This is a genomic window from Vibrio sp. SCSIO 43153, assembly GCF_023716625.1.
In the GTDB taxonomy this organism is placed as follows: domain Bacteria; phylum Pseudomonadota; class Gammaproteobacteria; order Enterobacterales; family Vibrionaceae; genus Vibrio; species Vibrio rotiferianus.
The window spans coordinates 2,230,452-2,252,393 of record NZ_CP071855.1; the positions used below are offsets into that span (position 1 = coordinate 2,230,452).

Below are 21,942 nucleotides of genomic sequence, written 5' to 3' on the forward strand. Positions count from 1 at the left end.
TCTTAGGTTAAGCTGTCGTAATCGCTATGATGCCGAATGTAAGTAAGACAGCAAAGACTGTTACGACAATGAGTAGGGCAGATTTGAGATCGTGTTCCATAGACACCTCCTGTTGTTGTAACAAATTAATAACGCCAGTGTGAATTATGTTCAAGAAATGGCTAATTTAGTCGCACAATTTTGGCTAAGGCATCACAATTAATCTAGTTAATATAGGGAGATAGCAAGATGAAGAACAATATCAAGTGGCTAATTGGGAGTGCATTATTGCTGGGCAGTATCACCTGCCATGCAGAAGTTATAATTACTCCCTATATAGGTTTTACCGGCGGCGGAAATGTTGAAGATGAGGACGGCGCTAAATTTGACATTGAACCATCACCAAACTATGCACTTGCTGTTGAAACGCCATTTGAGAATGGACGATTGGGTCTATTCTACTCTTACCAGTCTACAGAATTAGAACGAGTCAATAATAATTCTGATTTTCACTATCTCCATTTTCAGAGCAGCATCTTGTACCCTATCAGCCAAGGTTGGTCTTCACAGCTAGGTATTGGTTTAGGCGCCGCTTATACCGATGTAGATTGGGCTGATACGAAATATGGGTTTTCGGCCACAGCTTTTTTAGGCATGGAATACGCGATATCACCGGAATTCGCCTTAACAGCACAAGTCCGTTGGCTTGGGACTGTTGTTGATAACGATACGTCCGGAGCGTGTGTACTGCCAGATGACGGTTCCAACTGTGTAATAAAGTTTGAAACCGACTGGATGAACCAATTCCAATCAAATATTGGTTTTACCTTTCGCTTCTAGTTAAGGCTTTTAACGGAAAATCATCTATTGGGCGTAGGGAACATAGCGATACGCCCTAATATTAAAAAACAGATTATTTGACCAAAATCACACCCAGCAAACACAATTTTATTTCACAAGACACTCTCCCCCTCGATCTAATGGCCTACAAAACGACTAATTAACAATATTTAAACCAGATAAAATATTGTCATTAACATTTAGAATCTATTGCGATAAATAATGTAAAAAGTTAGTCTGAAGACAGAAAGCAGAAGAATATTTCAGCTTTTGCAAACACATATCAAAATTTAAAGCATTTAATTCTGTTTCTTGTTAGGCAACGCAAAGCAAAACACCAGAATTTTATACCAACACCGAATATCGGACAGAAAGCTGACGGATAACAGTTGTCCTTTGTTCTACTGGTTTTGCTCATTGCCGAGAAGAGCTTCATTCCTTAGGGAGTTGTACAGGAGTCAAATATGAAGCGAGAACAATGGGGATCCCGTACGGGATTCATCTTAGCAGCTGTCGGTTCAGCTATCGGCTTGGGTAACATCTGGCGTTTCCCTTACATGGCCTATGAGAATGGCGGCGGTGCCTTCTTTATTCCTTATCTTTTCGCCATGATCACCGCAGGTATTCCATTCATGATCCTTGAGTTCAGTATGGGTCAAAAATACCGCGGTTCTGCACCAAAAACATTGGCAAAAATCCACGCGAAATTTGAATGGCTTGGTTGGTTCCAAGTTGGCGTTGCTGCCGTCATCGCCGTTTACTATGTTGCGGTTATTGGTTGGGCAATTTCTTACTTTGGGATGTCGTTCACTCAAAGTTGGGGTTCCGATACCAACGCCTTCTTCTTTAGTGAATACCTAAAACTTGGTGATAACTCTCCAACTGATTTAGGCAGCATTCAATGGAAGATCGCCGTATCTATGCTGATTGCTTGGGCAATTACCTATACTGCGATTGTGAGCGGTGTTAAATCAGGTATTGAACGCGCATCTAAGATCATGATGCCTATATTGTTCATTATGGTGATCTTCTTGATCGGTCGCATGATTTTCCTTCCTGGTGCGCTAGACGGTGTGAACTACATGTTCGAACCAGACTTCAGCAAAATCTGGGACGTAAAAGTGTGGGCAGCGGCTTACGGTCAGATCTTCTTCACACTAAGTATCGGCTTTGCCATCATGCTGGCTTACTCGAGCTATCTGCCAGAGAAATCAGACATCACCAACAACGCCTTCATGACGGTATTGATAAACTGTGGCTTCTCTATCCTTGCCGGTATCATGATTTTCTCGGTATTGGGTTATATGGCTCAAGAACAAGGCAAACCGCTTACTGAGGTAGTTTCTGCGGGTGTGGGCTTGGCATTTGTGACGTTACCTGCGGCAATTAACCTACTACCAGCGCCATACATCCTTGGTCCTCTGTTCTTCTTTGCTTTGGTTGTTGCAGGCTTAAGCTCGCACATCTCAATCATGGAAGCGGTAACCTCAGCCGTTATCGACAAATTAAAATGGAGCCGTAAGAAAGCTGCAAACGTAGTGATTGGTATTGGATTTGTTGTCTCGATGGCATTCGCGACGAACGGCGGATTGCTTCTGCTGGACCTTGTCGACCACTTCGCAAACAACGTTGGAATTATGGTTGGCGGCCTAGTAGAAATCGTTCTAATGGCTTGGTTGTTGAAACAAGTGCCTGAAGTTCGTAACTACGTAAACGAGCGCTCTGACTTCTCTGTTGGTCAATGGTTCGAAATCTGTTTACGCTTTGTCACACCAATCATGTTAGCAGTTATATTGGCAACCAAGCTGTACGCACTTCTAACAGAAGGTTACGGTGGCTACGACCTAACGCTGGGTTGGGTAATGATTGCCGCACTGTTTGTGTTTGGCGTATTGATTAACGTAGCGAGCAAGGAGAAAGCATAATGACTACAAGTGCAATCATCATGATGGTTATCGGACTTGGCATCACTTGGGGTGGCGCTGCGGTATGCATCAAACGAGCAATGAATAAACAGCAGTAAAGCTAACTGCCAGCGAAATTAAGGCTCACAAAACAAAATGCCGGCTCAGTGCCGGCATTTTTGTATCTATTAGAAATTGTACTTGATACCAAGCGCCCCACCGATTTGCAGATCAGGCCCTTTGTAAAAGTCCACTTCAGGATGGATTTGCGCATACAGATCCCAGCCTTTTGATAGATCCCAATTTAAACCTAGTGGGACACGAACGCCGAACTCATCATCCCACTCATACCAACCACCAACACCGACATACCACGTCAATGGCATGCTTTGGTCGAATGTGCCACGCTTAGCGATGTAATCAAATGCCATACCATCATTACCAATAATACCGCGGTACTTGTCTTCAATTTCAACGACAACGCTGAGCTCTTGATCGACCGCCATACCAACAGAAAAATTCTTTGCTCCGTCCGCCGCCATTACGGCACTCGGCAGCATTGTTGCCGCCAATAAAATTCGCTTTTTCACAATCTTCCCCCCACTTAAAAAACAGCGTGCATAATTCAAACATGATGTCATTTTGTTGTGTCAGTAATGAGTAAGAATGACGTACGAAAAAAGCAACAAACGTAAGGTTGAGCGTGAGATCACGGCTAAAACACCAAAAGTAAGTGCTAGTGAGATTAGAGATTAGAGATTAGAGATTAGAGATTAGAGATTAGAGATTAGAGATTAGAGATTAGAGAAGAATAATTGCCGTGAGACATGAAGGAAAAGATACAGAAAGCAAAAAGGAGGCCGAAGCCCCCTTTTTCTTATGGATGACTGAGATTAGCCGTGGTTACGAATCCACTCATCCATTTCAGTTTTCAGGTTGTCAGACTTAGTACCGAAGATAGCCTGAACACCACCTGCTACAACTACAACACCAGCAGCGCCTAGTTGTTTTAGCTTGTCTTGGTCAACTGCTGCTGTGTCAGCAACTGCAACACGTAGACGAGTGATACATGCGTCTAGACCTGTAATGTTAGCTTTGCCGCCGAATGCTGCGACAAGCTCACCTGCCATGTCAGAACCAGTAGCTGCTACTGCATCTTCAGATTCATCTTCACGACCAGGAGTTTTCAGATCAAGTGCTGTAATTACAGTGCGGAATACTGCGTAGTAGATTGCAGCGTAAACTAGACCTACAGCAATCATTAGACCCATCTTCTGAGCGTTACCAGATAGAACTAGGAAATCGATCAGACCGTGAGAGAATGAAGTACCGTGTACGAAGCCTAGAGTGTTAGCAACAACGTATGCAGAACCAGCTAGTAGAGCGTGGATACCGTATAGTAGTGGAGCAACGAATAGGAATGAGAATTCGATTGGCTCTGTAATACCAGTTAGGAATGAAGTCAGTGCAGCTGACGCCATGATACCCATTACTTTCGCGCGGTTTTCTGGTTTAGCACAGTGAGCAATAGCGATTGCTGCAGCTGGTAGACCGAACATCTTGAACATGTAACCACCCGCTAGCTGACCGAAGCCATTACCAGCAGCACGAGATGCTTCATCAGCAACTAGGTAACAAGTTAGTACGCCGTTTTGAGTTTCACCAGCAGCGTTCACACAAGTACCTGCTTCGAAGAAGAATGGTACGTTCCAAACGTGGTGTAGACCGAATGGGATTAGAGAACGCTCAACAACGCCGTAGATACCGAACGCTAGTTGTGGGTTTTGGTGCGCAGCCCAGTCAGAGAATGCAGAGATTGCACCGCCGATTGGTGGCCACACGATAGATAGTACAACACCTAGGATAATCGCAGCGAAACCAGTGATGATTGGCACAGCACGCTTACCAGCGAAGAAGCCAAGGTACTCTGGAAGTTGGATTTTGAAGAAACGGTTGAATGCCCAAGCAGCAACACCACCGACAAGGATACCACCTAGTACACCTGTATCGATTTTCTCAACACCCATGATGCCAGCCATAACACCTAGTGTAGCTGTCATGATGCCGTAACCAACGATTGCAGCAAGACCTGCTACACCGTCGTTGTTTGTGAAGCCAAGTGCTACACCAACAGCAAATAGAAGTGCCATTTGGCCGAATACTGAGCCACCAGCTTGTTCCATTAGGTTCGAAACGATCTCTGGAATGAAGCTTAGGTGGGCAGCACCAACACCTAGTAGGATACCTGCGACTGGTAACACTGATACTGGTAGCATCAGAGCTTTACCAACTTTTTGCAGGTTTGCAAAAAGGTTCTTAAACATGTTTATGCTCCTGATAAATTATAAGTATTATTTGGGCACTAACGGCACACCCCCGTAGCCTAAATGTTAGCACCCAATGAAAATGTAACCACACGTTGCATTATATTTTCCGGCTCTAAATATATATTGATGACCCTCAAACTTTCCACACAGTTACGAAATTTAGTTTCAAAACAAGTCTTAGATCACATGAAAAACGAGCTAATGAAAAGGTTTGCACCACACCTAAAGCCTTGTTTTTTAATTAATTTTATATCTATAAAATTAATTTTAGTGCGTAAATAAAATAAACCACGATGTTATTTTTAGTAACAAAATTACATTTGTAGGTTTAGGCCTTCAGTAAATCAACATTTTTAGTAAACATTAAATTAATTAGTGGTTTTGTTGCTTTAATCAACAAAAAAGGGGCTTGCGCCCCTTTTTTAAACTATTTAATGATTTCTAACGCAAAAAAAGATTTCGGAAGTTTTCGGTGGTTTTTTGCCCGACCTCGGATAAAGCACACCCTTTTAGCTGCGCTATATAGGCCGCAACTTCCACTACATAAGCTGGTTGGTTTTCTTTTCCGCGGTGAGGAACAGGAGCCAAATAAGGCGAGTCCGTCTCAATGAGCAACTTCTCTAGTGGTAAAGCTTTCACAACTTCTTTTAGTTCTGTTGCTTGGCGGAAGGTCACAATACCTGAAATTGAGATGTAGAAGCCTAAATCAAGCGCCGCTTCTGCAAATGCTAGATCTTCAGTAAAACAGTGGATCACGCCACCACATTTTTCGGCACCACCATTACGAAGAATTTCTAATGTATCTTCTCGTGCATTACGAGTGTGGATGATAAGTGGCTTGTTCAATTCGACAGCTAAGTCAACTTGCTGCTCAAAACGTTCTTTTTGCAGTGCAGCTGTCTCTGGCTTGTAGTGATAATCCAAGCCCGTTTCACCAATCGCCACCACCTTTTCGTGCGACGCATGTTGGTGTAGCGTTTCTAATGAAAACGCACTTTCCACGTCGAGTGGATGAACACCACAAGAAGCATAAACATTCTCATAAGGTGTGATCAACTCCAGCATCTTAGGAAACGAGTCCAGCGTTACGCCAACCGATAGAAGCTCTGTGACATTCGCTTGCTTTGCTTTATTAATAACGTCTTCAACGTTGATGTGAAGATCATCGTAATTCAATTTGTCTAAATGACAGTGCGAATCTACGAACATAATGCCTCTCGTGACTCAATTAACCAATTCATAGAAAGTAGCTCAAGGTTTAAGCCTGGGAAGGTTTGCATTTGAGCCTTTAATTCGAGCAATTTTTGTGCTGCTAAGTATAAGCCGTTGTAGTTGCTCGGAGGAAACTTATCAGCCCCCGGAAGTTGGTCCACTTCGACCACACCAAATTGCGCTTTTTGTGCATCCGCTAACAAGTGCCAAGCCCAATCCAATGTTTTGTCCGGGTTCTTAGCCATTAAGGACGCACATTGAAACACATCAGAAACGGGAGAAGACAAAGTATCTATAAAGCAGCGCTCAAACACCTGGTACTCATCAAGCTCACCGTTTTTTACCGCTTCTAGTGTGTTTATGGGGGACCCCATGTTTAGCTTGAGTGCGTACGGCGGCACTTTCGAGGTGCCCTGCTCGCTAATCCAACTCATTGCTTGTTCTGTTGTAGGCGGCGTAACTACCCACTGCTGGCAACGGCTCTGAATGGTTGGAAGCAATCGCTCTTGATTATGCGTCACCAGCAAGAACAAACACTTCTGTCCCGGTTCTTCGAGTGTTTTCAACAACGCATTTGATGCAGACTCGTTCATCGCATCCGCAGGCTCAATAATAAACACACGGTAGCCATTTAGCTGGGAAGACTCATGAGCAAGACGGTTACACCCTCGAATCTGGTCAACCGTAATTGACTTCCCTTCCTTCTCTGGTTTGACCCAGTGTAAGTCAGGGTGGCTGTTTGACTGAATCAACTGGCAGCTATGGCAGAACCCACACGCTTCACTGGTGTAGTTTTGACATAAAAGTGAATGACTAAAGAGCTCAACCAACTTTTCAACGGCTAAGCCTTTCTCACTTTGTAATAACAGTGCACCTGGAACTCGTTCTGAATCCAAACTTGTTTTGAGGTTATCCCAAACGGGTTGTAACCATGGAAAGTCATTTAGCATGAATCACCTCAATCCACATCCTGCTTACAATGATGCTAGCCATTCGTTCAAAGCGGCTTTGATGTCTTGTGCTACTTCTTCAATCGACTGCTCTGCATTGATAACTGCGATAGAGTCATCTGCATTCGCGAGTTCCAAGTAACGCTCACGAGTACGCTCAAAGAAGCTGATATCCATCTTTTCGATGCGGTCGAGTTCACCACGACCGCGTGCACGCTCAAGGCCAACGCGCGGATCAATGTCCATGTACAAAGTGAAAGCAGGCTTAAACTCTCCTAGAGTCGTATCGCGCAGGTTCTTCATCAGCAACGCATCGATTTGACGACCACCACCTTGGTAAGCTTGAGAAGACAAATCATGACGGTCACCCACCACCCATTGGTCGTTTGCTAGTGCTGGTTTAATCACGTTCTCAACTAACTGAACACGCGCGGCGTAAAGCAAAAGCAGCTCGGTCATATCTTTTAGGTCTTCGCCTTCGTGCTCTTCTTTAACCAACGCGCGCATTTTCTCAGCCAGTGGTGTACCACCCGGCTCACGAGTATTGACGATGTTTTCAATACCCGCCGCTTTCAGCGTGTCTAAAACGGTTTTAATCGCAGTACTTTTACCCGCGCCTTCTAGGCCCTCAACGACAATAAAGTTTGCTTTCATCATTTATTCTTTCTTAGTTCTCTTAAATAGGCACGTACAGCACGGTTGTGCTCAGCAAGGGATTTCGAAAATACATGTCCGCCCTTTCCGCTTGCTACAAAATATAAATATTTGCTGTTTTCTGGGTTTAAAGCAGCTTCAATCGACGCTTCGCCTGCCATAGCGATTGGTGTTGGTGGCAAACCGTTGATTGTGTATGTGTTGTATGGCGTTGGAGTACGTAAATCTTTTTTACGAATATTACCATCGTACGCATCACCCATTCCGTAAATAACGGTCGGGTCAGTTTGCAGGCGCATGCGTTTATTGAGACGGTTGACAAATACAGACGCCACTCGTTCACGCTCCGAGTCGATTGCCGTTTCTTTTTCAATAATTGAAGCAAGGATCAGAGCTTCGTATTTGTCTTTAATCGGCAGTTTCTCTTGGCGCCCTTCCCAATGAGCATCAAGAATATTGTTCAACTTAGTATGAGCACGCTCTAAGATCTGACTTTCACTCGTGCCTGCTGTGTAATGGTAGGTCTCGGCAAGGAATAAGCCCTCAAGCTTTTCGCGCTCAATACCTAGCTTTTCAGCCATCTCTTTTTCAGATAATCCGGTTAAGTCATGTTTTACATAAGGTGCTGTACTTAGTTGTTCAACCCATTCAGAAAAGCGACTACCTTCCACAAATGTTATTGCAAACTGATGTTCTTTGCCCGTATTGAGCTGTTCTAACGTTTGATAAAGCGAAAGCTTTGGCTCTAGTTGGTAAGTGCCTGCTCGCACTTGAAGAAGCTCTGGGTAAAGGTGAGGCATTAAGCGGGTGTAATCAGAAGCTTCAATAATATTATCTTTCACTAAATCACGCATGACTCGGTGAAAGCTGGTGCCATTTTCAACGCTGAACAGCTGTGGCTGTTCTATAAGGATTGGCGAGTTAACGTATTGCTTAGTCTGTGAAACAACGTAAAAAGCACCTGCTGCACCAATAACGGCAATCAGTACAACAAAAGCAAACAGTTTTTTAATCACGTATTTAGATTCCCTTGAAGTCGTCGAGTCAGTTTTCCAATTGGAAGTTCAATCTTGTTCTCTGGTGTTGAAATACCGCAAACCGGCGCTACACCCAATAGTGAGTTACACATCCACACCTCTTCTGCATCAAGCAAATCTGTCAGTGTGAATTGGGCTACCTTCACCGGGTAACCTTCAGCTTGGAGAAACTCCAATACCTTACGGCGCATTACGCCGGCCACACCGGACAAACTCAAATCCGGTGTGTATACCCTTTTATCATTAACCCAAAAAAGGTTTGCCATTGTAGTTTCAATGACATGATTTTGCACATTTAACGTCACAGCATCGGCAAATTCAGAACCATCAATTTCCGCCTTTGCGAGAACCTGCTCTATTCGGTTGTTGTGCTTGTGACCTGCAAGTAATGGTTGGATGCCAAGGCGGGTTTCACAAATACCTAACTGCACACCATTTTCTTGCCACTGAGCATAATGAAAAGGAAATGCAAAGTTCGAAATAGTCACAACCGGACCATCTATACCGCTTGGGCTGTACCCTCGACCACCACAACCACGACTAATATGAATCTTGATTCCTGCCGCCTCGTCATTTAAGACCGCGAGCATCGCCCAATCAAAAACCGTATTCCAATCTGGGAAAGGTATTTGCAATGTTTTTAGACACGCCTCCATACGTTCAATATGCGCTTGCCAGTGCTCCAGTTGACCGTACTTAGTCTTAATAGTAGTGAAACAGCCATCACCATACTGAAATGAGCGATCACCGAGCGAAACATGCGTTTGTGGAAGTCCATTTACCCAGAACATTCAGATACCCTTTGATTTCTGATCGACAAATAAAACAAAACGGCTCAATGCTAAGCATCGAGCCGTTAGAATACAAGTATCGCTACTCTAAAACAGTGTTAGAGATTCTTACTCAGCGAATTTTTTGAATACAAGTGAACCGTTTGTGCCACCAAAGCCAAACGAGTTACAGATTGCGTATTCCATATCAACTTTGCGCGCAGTATGCGGTACAAGGTCAATATCTAGGCCTTCTTCAGGATCATCTAGGTTAATCGTTGGTGGAACGATTTGGTCAACCAGAGAAAGAACCGTAATGATAGCTTCAACAGAACCTGCAGCACCTAGTAGGTGGCCAGTCATCGATTTAGTCGAAGATACTAATACTTGTTTTGAGCCTTCTTCACCAAGAGCACGTTTTACACCCTTGATTTCAGCTACGTCACCAGCAGGTGTTGATGTTCCGTGAGCGTTAACGTAACCAACTTGCGTACCGATGATGTTTGCATCACGCATCGCGGCTTCCATTGCTAGTGCGCCACCTGAACCATCTTCACTTGGAGAAGTCATGTGGTAAGCGTCACCAGACATACCAAAGCCAACAAGCTCTGCGTAAATCTTAGCGCCACGAGCTTTTGCGTGTTCGTACTCTTCAAGAACCATCATACCCGCGCCGTCACCAAGAACGAAGCCGTCACGGCCTTTATCCCATGGACGAGACGCTTTTTGAGGCTCATCATTACGAGTCGATAATGCTTTAGCCGCGCCGAAACCAGCCATGCCTAGCGGTGTTGATGCTTTCTCGGCACCACCTGCTACCATCGCTTCTGCATCACCGTATGCAATCATACGAGCTGCGTGGCCGATGTTGTGAAGGCCTGTAGTACATGCAGTAGAGATCGCGATATTTGGACCACGAAGACCACGCATGATAGATAGGTTACCTGCAACCATGTTTACGATGGTCGAAGGAACAAAAAATGGGCTAACTTTACGCGGGCCTTTCTCAACAAGTGCTGAGTGACCTTTTTCGATTAGGTCTAGACCGCCAATACCAGAGCCGATTGCGACACCAACTCGAGCTGCGTTTTCTTCGGTAATTTCTAAGCCAGAGTCATCCAACGCTTGGATACCTGCTGCGATGCCGTACTGGATAAATAGATCCATTTTACGAGCATCTTTTTTAGACATGTACTCTGTGCAATCAAAATCTTTAACAAGACCTGCAAAACGAGTTGAGAAGTTCGTTGCATCGAAATGATCGATGTTAACGATTCCGCTTTGACCTTCTAGCAGGGCTTTCCAAGATGATTCTACTGTGTTGCCTACCGGTGACAACATACCCATGCCTGTGACAACTACACGACGCTTGGACACGATATAATTCTCCGGGAATTGAATGTTTCTATGAGAGGATAGAAGAAGTTAGAAAGAACACAGGCGGTCTAGGAGACCGCCTGGGAGAGATAATTACTGAGCGCTGTTTACGTAGTCGATTGCAGCTTGAACAGTAGTGATTTTCTCAGCTTCTTCGTCAGGAATCTCAGTGTCGAATTCCTCTTCTAGAGCCATAACTAGCTCTACTGTGTCTAGAGAATCAGCACCTAGATCGTCAACGAAAGAAGCTTCATTCTTAACTTCTGCTTCGTCTACACCTAGCTGTTCAACAATGATTTTCTTTACGCGTTCTTCGATGTTGCTCATTTTTCTTTTCCTTTACAGATTTCGCCTAATGCGATGATTCCGTAGTTTATTCGAACTATGGAAAGTTGCAAGGGGGTCCTTGCTGGTCAAACCACAAAATTAGCGAATTTAACCGAATTTCAATACATTTTTGACTTAAATCATGCACAAATCTTGTGCACGACCATCACAACTTAATGACAGTTAACAGCAACTATAGGCTATTTTTCATAAAGTAAAATAGCTTATTTTGCACGAACTGTGCATTAAACCATGTACATGCCGCCATTTACATGCAAAGTTTCACCAGTAATGTAAGCTGCCTCAGGTGAAGCTAGGAATACTACTGCTGATGCAATTTCACGTGGGTCACCTAGACGACCTGCAGGCACGTTCGATAACGTTGCTGCACGTTGGTCATCATTTAGCGCCTTAGTCATGTCAGTTTCGATGAAACCAGGAGCGACTGTATTAACCGTTACACCACGAGAAGCGACTTCACGAGCCATTGATTTAGTGAAACCAATTACGCCTGCTTTCGCTGCTGCGTAGTTCGTTTGACCAGCGTTACCCATAGTACCAACAACAGAACCTACGTTGATGATGCGACCAGCGCGTTTTTTCATCATGCCACGTAGAACCGCCTTAGACATGCGGTAAATTGGCGTTAGGTTCGTATTGATGATGTCGTTCCACTCGTCATCCTTCATACGCATTAGTAGGTTATCGCGAGTGATACCAGCGTTGTTAACAAGAATATCGATTACACCGAACTCATCATTAATGGTTTTTAGTGTCGCTTCGATAGACTCAACGTCAGTCACGTTAAGTGCTAGGCCTTTACCGTTTTCACCCAGGTATTCGCTGATCGCTGCTGCGCCACCTTCAGAAGTCGCAGTACCAATTACTGTTGCACCGCGTTCAACAAGAAGCTCAGCAATCGCACGACCAATGCCACGGCTTGCGCCTGTCACTAGAGCGATCTTACCTTCTAGATTCATCATGTTGTGTTTTCCTTTTCTTATCGTGAACGAATTACTTAGCAGCTTCTAGCGACGCTACGTCGTTAACAGCTGCTGCGCTTAGTGTTTTCACGATACGTTTAGTCAGACCTGTCAGTACTTTGCCAGGACCAAGCTCAAGAAGATTTTCTACGCCTTGCTCGCTCATTAGCTGCACGCTCTCAGTCCAACGAACTGGGCTGTGTAGCTGACGAACAAGTGCGTCTTTGATTTTTGCAGGATCCGTTTCTGCTGCCACATCAACGTTGTTGATAACTGGAAGTTGTGGTGCGTTGAATTCAATAGACTCTAGCGCAACCGCTAGTTTCTCTGCTGCTGGTTTCATTAGTGCACAGTGTGAAGGCACTGAAACAGGAAGAGGAAGCGCACGTTTTGCACCCGCTTCTTTACATAGTACGCCCGCGCGCTCTACTGCGTCTTTGCTACCTGCGATAACAACTTGACCAGGCGAGTTGAAGTTTACTGGTGAAACTACGTCACCTTGCGCAGCTTCTTCACAAGCTTTTGCAATCGCTTCGTCATCTAGACCGATGATCGCGTACATTGCACCAGTACCTGCTGGTACGGCTTCTTGCATAAGTTGACCACGTAGCTCAACCAGTTTGATTGCTTCTTTAAAGTCAATCACGCCAGCACATACTAGTGCTGAGTACTCACCTAGGCTGTGACCCGCTAGGTTTGCAGGTTGCTCAAGACCAAGCTCTTGCCATACGCGCCAGATAGCAACAGATGAAGCTAGCAATGCAGGCTGTGTACGGAAAGTTTGGTTTAGATCTTCTGCAGGTCCATTTTGAACAAGCGCCCATAGGTCGTAACCTAGTGCGTCAGATGCTTCTGCAAATGTTTGTTTTACTACGTCATATTGTTCGCCTAGATCAGCAAGCATACCTACAGCTTGTGAACCCTGGCCTGGAAATACGATAGCAAACTTGCTCATGTTGTTTTCCTTTAAGCAAAGTAAAAAGAAATAAGATGCACGGTAGCGCATCTTAAATTTTGAATTCTTATGAAACTTAGAATTTCACCAGAGCCGAGCCCCAAGTGAATCCGCCACCAAACGCTTCAAGAAGTAAAGTTTGACCGCGTTTAATTCGACCATCACGTACCGCTTCATCCAGTGCTGTTGGCACAGTTGCAGCTGATGTGTTGCCGTGCTTATCAAGTGTAATCACGACTTGGTCTAGTGACATCGAAAGCTTTTTCGCTGTGGCTGAAATAATGCGGTAGTTCGCTTGGTGCGGCACTAGCCAGTCTAGTTCAGACTTGTGCATGTCGTTCGCTTCAAGCGTGTCTTTCACTAGCTTAGATAGCTGAGTTACTGCCACTTTGAATACTTCGTTACCCGCCATGTGCAGCCATTTGTCCGCATCTTTGCCACGTTCTGGCACAGGCAGACTCAACAGATCACCAAATTGACCGTCTGAGTATACGTGTGTAGAGATGATACCCGGCTCTTCGCTCGCGCCAACCACTACCGCTCCTGCCGCATCACCAAATAAGATGATGGTTGAACGATCCGTTGGATCACACGTTTTCGATAATGCGTCTGCACCAATCACGAGTACGTTTTTACACATACCTGATTTGATGTGTTGATCAGCAACAGATAAGGCGTATACAAAGCCTGAACAAGCAGCGGCCAAGTCAAATGCTGGACAACCTTTAATGCCAAGCTTTCCCTGCACCTGACACGCAGATGAAGGGAAAGTATGGCTACTGCTAGTAGTAGCAACGATAATTAGGTCGATATCATTTTTATCAATGCCGGCCATATCGATAGCGTTTTCAGCTGCGTAGAATGCCATGTCTGCAACAGTTTCATTTTCTGCTGCAATTCGACGCTCTTTAATACCCGTGCGAGCTACGATCCACTCATCACTTGTATCTACCATTTTCTCTAGGTCTGCGTTAGTACGCACCTGAGATGGCAGGTAGCTGCCAGTACCTAATATTTTGCTATGCATGAAGACTAATAATGCCTCTCGAGTAAAACCGCTTCCAAACGATCGCTAATACGGCTTGGTACTTGTCGTTTGACCTCGTGTACTGCCTCGCCAAGTGCATTGACAATCGCAGATACATCCGCACTTCCATGGCTTTTTATGACAATGCCGCGCAATCCTAGCAAACTTGCGCCGTTATACTGGTCGGGGTTCAGTGTTTTTAGTTCATTAAATAGCCGAGAAAACAACTTTCTAGCAATCCATCCCTTTATCGTTGATGCCATCATGCTGGTTTTAAGTTTTTCGATAAAGAGTTGTGCTGTTCCCTCGCTGGCTTTTAAGCATACGTTACCGACAAAGCCATCACAAACAATGACATCGGCTACGTCATGCAAAATTTGATTACCTTCAATATAACCCACAAAATTAATTGCGTCGGTTTGAGAAAGCATTTCTGCACAGCGCTTGACCAAATCGTTTCCTTTGATTTCTTCAGCGCCAATATTTAGTACAGCCACACGAGGTGGATGACCGAGGTGCTCCTCAGCTAATGCACTGCCCATCACTGCAAACTGGAACAAACTGTCGGCATCGCACGACACATTCGCACCAAGATCTAACATCCAGGTACGCTTGCCGCTGATAGTTGGTAATGCGGAAACTAAAGCAGGACGCTCAATACCAGGAAGCAGTTTAAGAATGAAACGTGAGAGCGCCATAAGCGCACCGGTGTTACCACCACTCACACATGCGTCTGCTTCGCTTTCAGAAACAAGATCGATGGCCATACGCATAGAGCTGTTTTGGCTATTGCGTAATGCTAAAGATGGCTTTTCTGAGTTTGATATTACTTTCTCGCTATGAAGAATGCTCAAACGAGAACTGGTAGAGGCACCTAGTTGAGATAATTGAGACGTGATCAGAGATTGATCACCTATAAGAATCACTTTTAGCTCTGGGAAATGAGACAGTGCCTGCACGGCGGCAGGCACTGTTACGCGTGGACCGAAATCCCCGCCCATTGCATCAAGTGCAACGGTAATACTTTGCAAAGGTTCAACCTTACTTGTTGATAACCTTTTGACCACGGTAGTAACCTTCAGCAGTTACGTTGTGGCGTAGGTGAGTTTCACCAGAAGTCGCGTCTACAGATAGTGCAGCTGTAGTTAGCGCATCGTGTGAACGACGCATACCGCGCTTAGAACGAGTTTTACGGTTTTTCTGTACGGCCATTGACCCTACTCCTATACTATTGGGTTAAAAACCTAAAGAAGAAGCGGCTACCACACCAGTTACTTTTTCAGATTTTTCAAAACGTCGAATGGATTCGGTTTTTCTTCCTCAATTTCTTCAGGAATCTCACCAAAAACCATGTTATTTGAATCAACGCTACAATCCGCTTCATCGTGCATTGCGATTTGAGGTAATGTTAAGATGAACTCGTCTTCAACTAGTTGTATAAGGTCTAATTCACCGTACTCATTTAGATCTACCAAATCATAAATTTCTGGTGCTTCCTCTTCCGTCTTCTCACCGTAGTAAGGAGTGTAAAGGAATTCAACTTCACACAAATGTGTGAATACCTCATTACAACGCTGACACTCTAAATCGACTTCGATGTTAGCTTTACCAGAGATAACAACAAGTCGCTGTTCATCAATATCAAATGACAATGAGACTTCTGCGTCGCGTTTTACGCCTTCAGTTGTTTCCGCTAAGCGCTTGAAAAGACTAGCTTGGATGATGCCATCGTAATCTAATCGTTTCTGTGCGGACTTCGCCGGATCAACCGTTCGCGGTATTTTTACCTTTTGCATAGGGCGCGAATATTATCTTCCAAATCAAAATTAGTCAAAGAAAAAGGAAAAAAAGTTGTACTTTTTTACGCTTATCATACAGAGCATTAGCCAGAATCGATTTTGATCGATTATCCTAGTGAAAATGCTTGTGCGAATTGTAATTCAAAATGAAAAATTACCAACTGGTTTTAGCCTCAACCTCTCCTTTTCGTAAACAACTGCTGGAAAAACTAGCAGTACCTTTTACTTGCTTATCACCAGACTGTGACGAGACGCCTTTACCCAATGAAACCCCTTTAGATCTCGTTCAAAGGCTCGCGATTGGAAAAGCGACGTCTTGCCACACAACTCAGGACAGTTTGGTCGTTGGCAGTGACCAAGTTTGTGTTATCGACGGTGAAATTGTGGGTAAGCCGCTAAGCCGAGAAAACGCAATCAGACAGCTATTAGCTCAAAGCGGTAAAACCATCACTTTTTATACCGGGCTTGCAGTACATAACACCGCTACGAATCATACTGAAGTCGGCTTCGATACCTTTGAAGTCCATTTTAGAGATTTGGCTCGCGAGCAAATCGAGCGTTACGTTGACAGAGAAGAACCGTTTTACTGCGCTGGCAGTTTTAAAAGCGAGGGTATGGGGATTTGTCTGTTTAAGAAGTTAGTCGGCAAAGATCCGAATACGTTAGTGGGCCTGCCACTTATTGATTTGATCGACATGCTGCAAAAACAAGGGTTAGAGGTTTTGTAGGGAATACAGAAGACTCCAAAGGGCTGATATGGACGGTTTAAGCAGTAACATCAAGCTAGTAACTTTGCATCGCACCCAGAGATTCCCGACATCGCTCCTTCGTCGCTTTCGGGAATGACGCCGTATAACCTCATCCATCAAAAAGTAAGTCATAACCCACTTAAATTCAGAATTCACTGCACGTCATCCTCAAGAGTGAGGAACGAGCGAGTTGGGGATCTCTTTCAACGGTACTGCTGAGCACAAAGTTCTCATAACTCAACAGACAAAGCTGCCGCCACTCTCTAAAAAGCTTTCTACGATCAAAAAAGCCGATGTATTAACATCGGCTTTTACATAGCTTTTTGCGACCCCGAAGGGTGTAGATACTCTTGCCTCTACTTTTTACGCAAACCCGCTAAGACTTTCTCTAATTTCGCTTCCATCGGCGCGTTGATCTCCATCCACTCATCATTCGATGGATGCTGGAACTTGATGTTCGCTGCGTGTAGGAACAAACGGTTCAAACCAACCTGACCTGTGTACGCATCAAAACGACGATCGCCATAACGGTCATCCCATGCAATCGGATGCCCTGTGTATTGAGTGTGCACACGAATCTGGTGAGTACGTCCCGTAATTGGACTTGCTTGAATTAACGTTGCTTGTTCGAATTTTTCCAATACTTTAAAACGCGTCTCAGACGGTTTGCCGTTTGGGTTGACTCGTACAATACTGTTCACTTCGTTTTTAAGTAGCGGCGCATTAACGACTTTACAGCTGTTTTTCCACTCACCCATGACAAGCGCGAAGTAAAACTTCTTCACTGTCTTTTCACGGAACTGTGCTTGCAGATGACGCAATGCCGAACGCTTCTTAGCAACTAACAAAATGCCGGAAGTGTCACGGTCGATACGGTGAACTAACTCAAGGAAGCGAGCTTGTGGGCGCAAAGCACGAAGTGCTTCAATCGCGCCAAACTTCAAACCACTACCACCATGAACTGCGGTTCCAGAAGGCTTATTAAGAATCAGCATATGATCATCTTCAAAAATGATCTTATCTTCTAACTCTGCCACTTTGTTTAGCTTGGTACTTGGTGCAACGTCGCCTTCTTTCTTTTCTACCGTAACTGGAGGAATACGAACAAGATCTCCTGCTTTGAGTTTGTACTCGGCTTTAATGCGCTTTTTATTTACGCGTACTTCGCCCTTGCGCACAATTCGATAAATCATGCTCTTTGGGATGTCTTTTAATTGGTTACGCAAGAAATTATCAATGCGTTGACCCGCCATATCTTCGTCGATATCGACGAACTGGACTTGTGTTCTTATTTCGCTCATGCGCGGTATTGTAAACCCAAATCTGTACGACTTCACATTATTCTTGCCACAAAAGAAATACTTGTCGCCATAAATAGTACTAAAACACGCCAACCTTTTGTTTCAATTATCAAAACTCTTGGCCAACTTCTCAATCTGCTTTGCCTCTTTTTCAATTTTCTAGACTCAACTGCTTATGAAACAGCCAGTTATAAATTACAAAACTTGAATTTAGCGCCAAATTTTCCAACGTTTGCGTGAAAGCAGATTGCTGATATCCACCTGCACTGCTATAGTTCACAGCTGCTAAGGAAGGTTTGGTTACATTTTGTTCATTACCAATCATTTATCCTCAAGCAATGTGAGTAGATTGTTGAAGCTCAGGTGCTGCATTGGCGTAAGACATGCTGAATTCAACACACTTGTTACTCTACTCCTCGCATATTCACGTTGAGTATCTACCGCACCATATAGCGGGTCACAAGCCTGCGTTTCCAACGAAACCTAAACTAGACTTGTGATGACTGAAGTGCCCAAGAGCATCCCCTTCCAGCCGGGAGGCTGCAAAATATAGCCATGGGATCAGGCACCGTGAAAGAGCGAAAAAACAGTGACAAGTTGACTAGAAAGACAAAAGAAAAGACAACGAGAAATTTTCAATGAAAAGAATGTTAATTAACGCAACTCAAAAAGAAGAGTTGCGTGTCGCTCTGGTTGATGGCCAGCGACTTTTCGATCTTGATATCGAGAGTCCAGGTCATGAGTCCAAAAAAGCGAATATCTACAAAGGACGTATCACACGTATTGAACCAAGCTTAGAAGCCGCATTTGTTGATTACGGTGCTGAGCGTCATGGTTTCCTTCCTCTTAAAGAAATTGCCCGCGAATATTTCCCTGAAGGTTACACTTACCAAGGCCGACCAAGCATTAAAGAAGTGCTGACCGAAGGCCAAGAAGTAATCGTACAAGTGGAAAAAGAAGAGCGTGGTAGTAAAGGTGCAGCCCTGACTACTTTCATCTCTTTAGCTGGTAGTTATCTAGTTCTGATGCCTAACAACCCTCGAGCTGGCGGTATTTCTCGCCGAATCGAAGGTGATGAGCGTACGCAACTAAAAGCTGCATTGAGTACTCTTGAACTGCCGCAAGGTATGGGTTTAATTGTTCGCACAGCTGGCGTTGGTAAGAGTGCTGAAGAATTAGAGTGGGATTTAAACGTACTCCTAAATCATTGGGGAGCGATCAAAGGTGCTGCAGATTCTAACCCTGCTCCATTCTTAATCCACCAAGAAAGTAACGTTATTGTTCGTGCAATCCGTGACTACCTACGTCGTGATATCGGTGAAATCCTGATCGATAGCAACACTATCTACGAACGTGCGAAAGAGCATATTCAGTTAGTGCGTCCAGATTTCATCAACCGTGTGAAGAAATATGATGGCGAAGTTCCACTGTTCAGCCACTACCAAATCGAAAGCCAAATTGAATCAGCTTTCCAACGTGAAGTGCGCTTACCGTCTGGTGGTTCTATCGTTATCGACCCAACAGAAGCACTGACTTCTATCGATATTAACTCTGCTCGTGCAACAAAGGGTGGTGATATCGAAGAAACAGCACTTAACACTAACCTTGAAGCTGCTGATGAAATTGCTCGTCAGTTGCGACTGCGTGACCTTGGTGGTCTGGTAGTTATCGACTTTATCGATATGACACCTGTACGCCACCAGCGTGAAGTTGAAAACCGTCTACGTGAAGCCGTTCGTCTAGATCGCGCTCGCGTTCAAATTGGTCGCATTTCTCGCTTCGGTCTATTGGAGATGTCTCGTCAACGTTTGAGCCCATCTCTAGCAGAAGCAAGCCACCACATCTGTCCTCGCTGTACAGGTACTGGTGTTGTTCGTGACAACGAGTCTCTAGCGCTTTCTGTACTTCGTCTAATCGAAGAAGAGGCGTTAAAAGACAATACAGCTCAAGTGCTGGCAGTTGTCCCTGTTCCAATCGCATCATACCTTCTAAACGAAAAACGTCGCTCTGTGAACCACATTGAGCGTACACAAGAAGTGAAGATCACGGTTGTTCCTAACTCTGATATGGAAACACCGCACTTTGAAGTGATTCGTGTTCGTGAAGGCGAAGAGTTCGACCTGCTTTCTTACCTACTTCCAAAGAAACTGGAAGCAATGAAAGAAGCAGAAGGCAAAGAAGTACCAGAGACTGAATTAAAGCCTAAGAAGATCGAAGAACCTGTACTAAAAGGCTTTGCTTCTTCAACTCAATCAGCTCCAACGCCAGCAGCGAAACCTGCTGCTGCGGCTGCCGCGCCTAAGAAGAAAGACGTAGAGCAAGAAGAAAAACCTGGTTTGTTTAGTCGTTTGTTCAAAGCATTAAGCAGCTTCCTATTTGGTTCTAACGAAGAAAAAGAAGAACCTAAGCAAGAAGAAACTAAGCCTGCACGCGACAACAAACGTAACAACCGACGTGATCGTAACGACCGTCGCCGTAACCCACGTGACAACAGAGATAACCGCGATAACAAACGTCGTCGCAAGCCACGTGATGAGCAGGCAACAGAGCAAAACGAAACACAGCAGCCTAATAAACAGCAAAACCGTAACCAAAAACGCAAACCAAAAGCTCAGCAAGCTGATAAAGCTCAAGAGCAGAAAGCAAACGCTAAGGTAGCGGAAAAAGGTCTACAGCTTGCGGCTGAAGCTCGTACTGGCTCTGAAGCGAAACCTGAAGAGAGCAAAGCGAAGTCAAATGCGAAAGCAGAAAAAGTTAAAGAGCGCCGTCAACGTCGCAAACTTAACAAATCTGTACGCGTTAAAGATCAGCAAGCTTCAGAACAGGTAGCTGAGGCTCCAGTAAAAGCGATTGAAACTCCTGTAGAGAAGCCAGTAGAGGCAGTGGCTGAGACTCAACAGGATAAGGATAACAAAGCAGAATCAAAACAACGCCGTAACCGTCGTTCTCCGCGTCACCTACGTGCAAGCGGTCAACGTCGTCGTCGTGGTCGCGATCGTCGCCCTAACCCATTCCGCCTACGTAAAGGTGGTGTAGCATCTCCTGAGATGGCAATGGGCAAAGTGATGCCACGCTACATTCCAAAACCAGCGCCTAAGAAGGAAGAGCGAGTGAAGGAAGAAGCAGCGGTAGTAGCGACAGCAGTACCTGCAATCCAAGGTGGTTTTGCTTGCCCTGAAATGGCGATGGGTAAAGTGATCATTCGCCGTGAACAACCTGCAGTCGTTGAAACGCCAGTGGTTGAACCAAAAGTTCAACAACCTGTAGAAACGAAAGTAGAAGCTCCAGTTGTAGAAGCACCGGTTGTAGAAACACCTATTGCAGCAGCACCAGTGGCTGAACCAGCAGTGTTAGAGCAAGCTGAAACCACTACAGAAGCAGCTCAAGAGCCAGTAGTTGAAGTGGTAGAAGACACTGTAGAGCAAGTTGCAGTAGATGCACCAATCGCTGCACCAGCTCCTAAAGCTGAAGTTATCAAAGTAGCTGCTAAGCCTCGCGCTAGCGCTCCGATGACTAAAGCACCAGGTCCTCAAGAGCTTCGCGAGATTACTGTTTCAGCAGCACCGTTTAAAGCTGAGCGCTATGCACCAAAAGGTGCAGGTAGCCAAGTAGCGACTAACCGTGCATCTTCAGGAATGACAAAGCCTAACTTTAACTAAGTTTTAGCTTGTCATCGCATTAAGCGAAATAAGAAGCAAAAGGCTGCCAATTGGCAGCCTTTTTTGTTGAAGTAAGTGTTAACTCTAATTAG

At 44.7% G+C, this 21,942-nt stretch carries 23 protein-coding genes; 5 read left to right on the forward strand and 18 right to left on the reverse strand.

Annotation, left to right across the window (positions count from 1 at the left end):
* Window positions 1–7: 7 nt before the first annotated feature.
* A complete protein-coding gene (gene cydH, locus J4N37_RS10735; protein ID WP_010449255.1) occupies window positions 8–100 on the reverse strand; it encodes a cytochrome bd-I oxidase subunit CydH in 93 nt (30 codons plus the stop codon).
* A 128-nt stretch (window positions 101–228) separates the two neighbouring features.
* Between cydH and J4N37_RS10740 the strand changes: the two genes are divergently transcribed.
* The 3 genes from J4N37_RS10740 to J4N37_RS10750 all read left to right on the forward strand — a co-directional run bounded on the left by J4N37_RS10740 (window position 229) and on the right by J4N37_RS10750 (window position 2,842).
* Window positions 229–819 (forward strand): putative outer membrane beta-barrel protein, encoded by a 591-nt coding sequence (locus tag J4N37_RS10740; protein ID WP_010449257.1) that lies wholly within the window; start codon window positions 229–231, stop codon window positions 817–819.
* Window positions 820–1,283: 464 nt separating this feature from the next.
* Window positions 1,284–2,744: a sodium-dependent transporter gene (locus J4N37_RS10745; protein WP_252040896.1), complete on the forward strand. Its 1,461-nt coding sequence runs from the start codon at window positions 1,284–1,286 to the stop codon at window positions 2,742–2,744.
* Window positions 2,744–2,842 carry a MetS family NSS transporter small subunit gene (locus J4N37_RS10750; protein WP_005536518.1) on the forward strand — a complete coding sequence of 33 codons (99 nt, stop codon included), beginning with the start codon at window positions 2,744–2,746 and terminating at the stop codon, window positions 2,840–2,842. The genes J4N37_RS10745 and J4N37_RS10750 overlap by 1 nt, the downstream gene beginning before the upstream one ends.
* 69 nt (window positions 2,843–2,911) lie before the next feature.
* Here the strand turns inward: J4N37_RS10750 and J4N37_RS10755 are convergent, their stop codons facing one another.
* The 15 genes from J4N37_RS10755 to yceD form a co-directional block, all read right to left on the reverse strand.
* Window positions 2,912–3,313, reverse strand: coding sequence for a hypothetical protein (locus tag J4N37_RS10755; protein WP_252040898.1), 402 nt, complete (start codon window positions 3,311–3,313; stop codon window positions 2,912–2,914).
* Window positions 3,314–3,616: 303 nt separating this feature from the next.
* Window positions 3,617–5,047 carry a PTS glucose transporter subunit IIBC gene (gene ptsG / locus J4N37_RS10760; protein WP_182026211.1) on the reverse strand — a complete coding sequence of 477 codons (1,431 nt, stop codon included), beginning with the start codon at window positions 5,045–5,047 and terminating at the stop codon, window positions 3,617–3,619.
* A 444-nt stretch (window positions 5,048–5,491) separates the two neighbouring features.
* Window positions 5,492–6,259, reverse strand: a complete 768-nt coding sequence (locus tag J4N37_RS10765; protein ID WP_010449267.1) for a TatD family hydrolase — start codon at window positions 6,257–6,259, stop codon at window positions 5,492–5,494.
* Entirely contained in the window at window positions 6,250–7,212 is a 963-nt protein-coding gene (locus tag J4N37_RS10770; protein ID WP_252040900.1) for a DNA polymerase III subunit delta', read from the reverse strand. Before J4N37_RS10770 ends, J4N37_RS10765 begins: the two co-directional genes overlap by 10 nt.
* A 24-nt stretch (window positions 7,213–7,236) precedes the next feature.
* Complete coding sequence (tmk, locus tag J4N37_RS10775) at window positions 7,237–7,869, reverse strand: dTMP kinase (RefSeq protein WP_143692721.1); 633 nt, start codon at window positions 7,867–7,869, stop codon at window positions 7,237–7,239.
* Entirely contained in the window at window positions 7,866–8,882 is a 1,017-nt protein-coding gene (gene mltG / locus J4N37_RS10780) for an endolytic transglycosylase MltG (protein ID WP_252040902.1), read from the reverse strand. Before mltG ends, tmk begins: the two co-directional genes overlap by 4 nt.
* Window positions 8,879–9,694 (reverse strand): aminodeoxychorismate lyase, encoded by an 816-nt coding sequence (gene pabC / locus J4N37_RS10785; RefSeq protein ID WP_010449275.1) that lies wholly within the window; start codon window positions 9,692–9,694, stop codon window positions 8,879–8,881. The genes mltG and pabC overlap by 4 nt, the downstream gene beginning before the upstream one ends.
* Before the next feature lie 108 nt (window positions 9,695–9,802).
* Window positions 9,803–11,050 (reverse strand): beta-ketoacyl-ACP synthase II, encoded by a 1,248-nt coding sequence (gene fabF / locus J4N37_RS10790; RefSeq protein ID WP_010449277.1) that lies wholly within the window; start codon window positions 11,048–11,050, stop codon window positions 9,803–9,805.
* Window positions 11,051–11,143: 93 nt separating this feature from the next.
* Complete coding sequence (gene acpP, locus J4N37_RS10795) at window positions 11,144–11,377, reverse strand: acyl carrier protein (RefSeq protein WP_004406112.1); 234 nt, start codon at window positions 11,375–11,377, stop codon at window positions 11,144–11,146.
* A gap of 245 nt (window positions 11,378–11,622) precedes the next feature.
* A complete protein-coding gene (fabG, locus tag J4N37_RS10800; protein WP_010449297.1) occupies window positions 11,623–12,357 on the reverse strand; it encodes a 3-oxoacyl-ACP reductase FabG in 735 nt (244 codons plus the stop codon).
* Window positions 12,358–12,391: 34 nt separating this feature from the next.
* The gene (fabD, locus tag J4N37_RS10805; protein ID WP_010449299.1) at window positions 12,392–13,315 is read right to left on the reverse strand and encodes an ACP S-malonyltransferase; all 924 of its coding nucleotides are present in this window, start codon (window positions 13,313–13,315) and stop codon (window positions 12,392–12,394) included.
* 76 nt (window positions 13,316–13,391) lie between these two features.
* Window positions 13,392–14,342, reverse strand: coding sequence for a beta-ketoacyl-ACP synthase III (locus J4N37_RS10810; RefSeq protein ID WP_038887080.1), 951 nt, complete (start codon window positions 14,340–14,342; stop codon window positions 13,392–13,394).
* A 5-nt stretch (window positions 14,343–14,347) separates the two neighbouring features.
* Window positions 14,348–15,373 (reverse strand): phosphate acyltransferase PlsX, encoded by a 1,026-nt coding sequence (gene plsX, locus J4N37_RS10815; protein ID WP_010449303.1) that lies wholly within the window; start codon window positions 15,371–15,373, stop codon window positions 14,348–14,350.
* Window positions 15,374–15,383: 10 nt separating this feature from the next.
* Complete coding sequence (gene rpmF / locus J4N37_RS10820) at window positions 15,384–15,554, reverse strand: 50S ribosomal protein L32 (RefSeq protein WP_005396978.1); 171 nt, start codon at window positions 15,552–15,554, stop codon at window positions 15,384–15,386.
* A gap of 59 nt (window positions 15,555–15,613) precedes the next feature.
* The gene (gene yceD, locus J4N37_RS10825; RefSeq protein ID WP_010449311.1) at window positions 15,614–16,138 is read right to left on the reverse strand and encodes a 23S rRNA accumulation protein YceD; all 525 of its coding nucleotides are present in this window, start codon (window positions 16,136–16,138) and stop codon (window positions 15,614–15,616) included.
* Window positions 16,139–16,287: 149 nt separating this feature from the next.
* Between yceD and J4N37_RS10830 the strand changes: the two genes are divergently transcribed.
* Window positions 16,288–16,869, forward strand: a complete 582-nt coding sequence (locus J4N37_RS10830; RefSeq protein WP_038887081.1) for a Maf family protein — start codon at window positions 16,288–16,290, stop codon at window positions 16,867–16,869.
* 377 nt (window positions 16,870–17,246) lie between these two features.
* Here the strand turns inward: J4N37_RS10830 and rluC are convergent, their stop codons facing one another.
* Entirely contained in the window at window positions 17,247–18,191 is a 945-nt protein-coding gene (gene rluC / locus J4N37_RS10835) for a 23S rRNA pseudouridine(955/2504/2580) synthase RluC (RefSeq protein ID WP_252040904.1), read from the reverse strand.
* A gap of 151 nt (window positions 18,192–18,342) precedes the next feature.
* Window positions 18,343–18,516, reverse strand: a complete 174-nt coding sequence (locus J4N37_RS10840) for a hypothetical protein (protein WP_010449316.1) — start codon at window positions 18,514–18,516, stop codon at window positions 18,343–18,345.
* Between the two features lie 313 nt (window positions 18,517–18,829).
* On the opposite strand from J4N37_RS10840, the gene rne reads away from it, so the two are divergent.
* A complete protein-coding gene (gene rne / locus J4N37_RS10845; protein ID WP_252040906.1) occupies window positions 18,830–21,850 on the forward strand; it encodes a ribonuclease E in 3,021 nt (1,006 codons plus the stop codon).
* Window positions 21,851–21,942: the final 92 nt, after the last annotated feature.

Excerpts from the sequence above, each read along its gene's own strand:
- J4N37_RS10770 (WP_252040900.1), bottom strand. The coding sequence starts at position 7,212 with ATGCTAAATGACTTTCCATGGTTACAACCCGTTTGGGATAACCTCAAA.
- fabD (WP_010449299.1), bottom strand. The coding sequence starts at position 13,315 with ATGAGCAAGTTTGCTATCGTATTTCCAGGCCAGGGTTCACAAGCTGTA.
- cydH (WP_010449255.1), bottom strand. The coding sequence starts at position 100 with ATGGAACACGATCTCAAATCTGCCCTACTCATTGTCGTAACAGTCTTT.
- yceD (WP_010449311.1), bottom strand. The coding sequence starts at position 16,138 with ATGCAAAAGGTAAAAATACCGCGAACGGTTGATCCGGCGAAGTCCGCA.
- J4N37_RS10765 (WP_010449267.1), bottom strand. The coding sequence starts at position 6,259 with ATGTTCGTAGATTCGCACTGTCATTTAGACAAATTGAATTACGATGAT.
- J4N37_RS10745 (WP_252040896.1), top strand. The coding sequence starts at position 1,284 with ATGAAGCGAGAACAATGGGGATCCCGTACGGGATTCATCTTAGCAGCT.
- fabG (WP_010449297.1), bottom strand. The coding sequence starts at position 12,357 with ATGAATCTAGAAGGTAAGATCGCTCTAGTGACAGGCGCAAGCCGTGGC.
- J4N37_RS10830 (WP_038887081.1), top strand. The coding sequence starts at position 16,288 with ATGAAAAATTACCAACTGGTTTTAGCCTCAACCTCTCCTTTTCGTAAA.
- J4N37_RS10810 (WP_038887080.1), bottom strand. The coding sequence starts at position 14,342 with ATGCATAGCAAAATATTAGGTACTGGCAGCTACCTGCCATCTCAGGTG.
- rne (WP_252040906.1), top strand. The coding sequence starts at position 18,830 with ATGAAAAGAATGTTAATTAACGCAACTCAAAAAGAAGAGTTGCGTGTC.
- rpmF (WP_005396978.1), bottom strand. The coding sequence starts at position 15,554 with ATGGCCGTACAGAAAAACCGTAAAACTCGTTCTAAGCGCGGTATGCGT.
- pabC (WP_010449275.1), bottom strand. The coding sequence starts at position 9,694 with ATGTTCTGGGTAAATGGACTTCCACAAACGCATGTTTCGCTCGGTGAT.
- ptsG (WP_182026211.1), bottom strand. The coding sequence starts at position 5,047 with ATGTTTAAGAACCTTTTTGCAAACCTGCAAAAAGTTGGTAAAGCTCTG.
- J4N37_RS10750 (WP_005536518.1), top strand. The coding sequence starts at position 2,744 with ATGACTACAAGTGCAATCATCATGATGGTTATCGGACTTGGCATCACT.
- J4N37_RS10840 (WP_010449316.1), bottom strand. The coding sequence starts at position 18,516 with ATGATTGGTAATGAACAAAATGTAACCAAACCTTCCTTAGCAGCTGTG.
- acpP (WP_004406112.1), bottom strand. The coding sequence starts at position 11,377 with ATGAGCAACATCGAAGAACGCGTAAAGAAAATCATTGTTGAACAGCTA.
- rluC (WP_252040904.1), bottom strand. The coding sequence starts at position 18,191 with ATGAGCGAAATAAGAACACAAGTCCAGTTCGTCGATATCGACGAAGAT.
- J4N37_RS10740 (WP_010449257.1), top strand. The coding sequence starts at position 229 with ATGAAGAACAATATCAAGTGGCTAATTGGGAGTGCATTATTGCTGGGC.
- tmk (WP_143692721.1), bottom strand. The coding sequence starts at position 7,869 with ATGATGAAAGCAAACTTTATTGTCGTTGAGGGCCTAGAAGGCGCGGGT.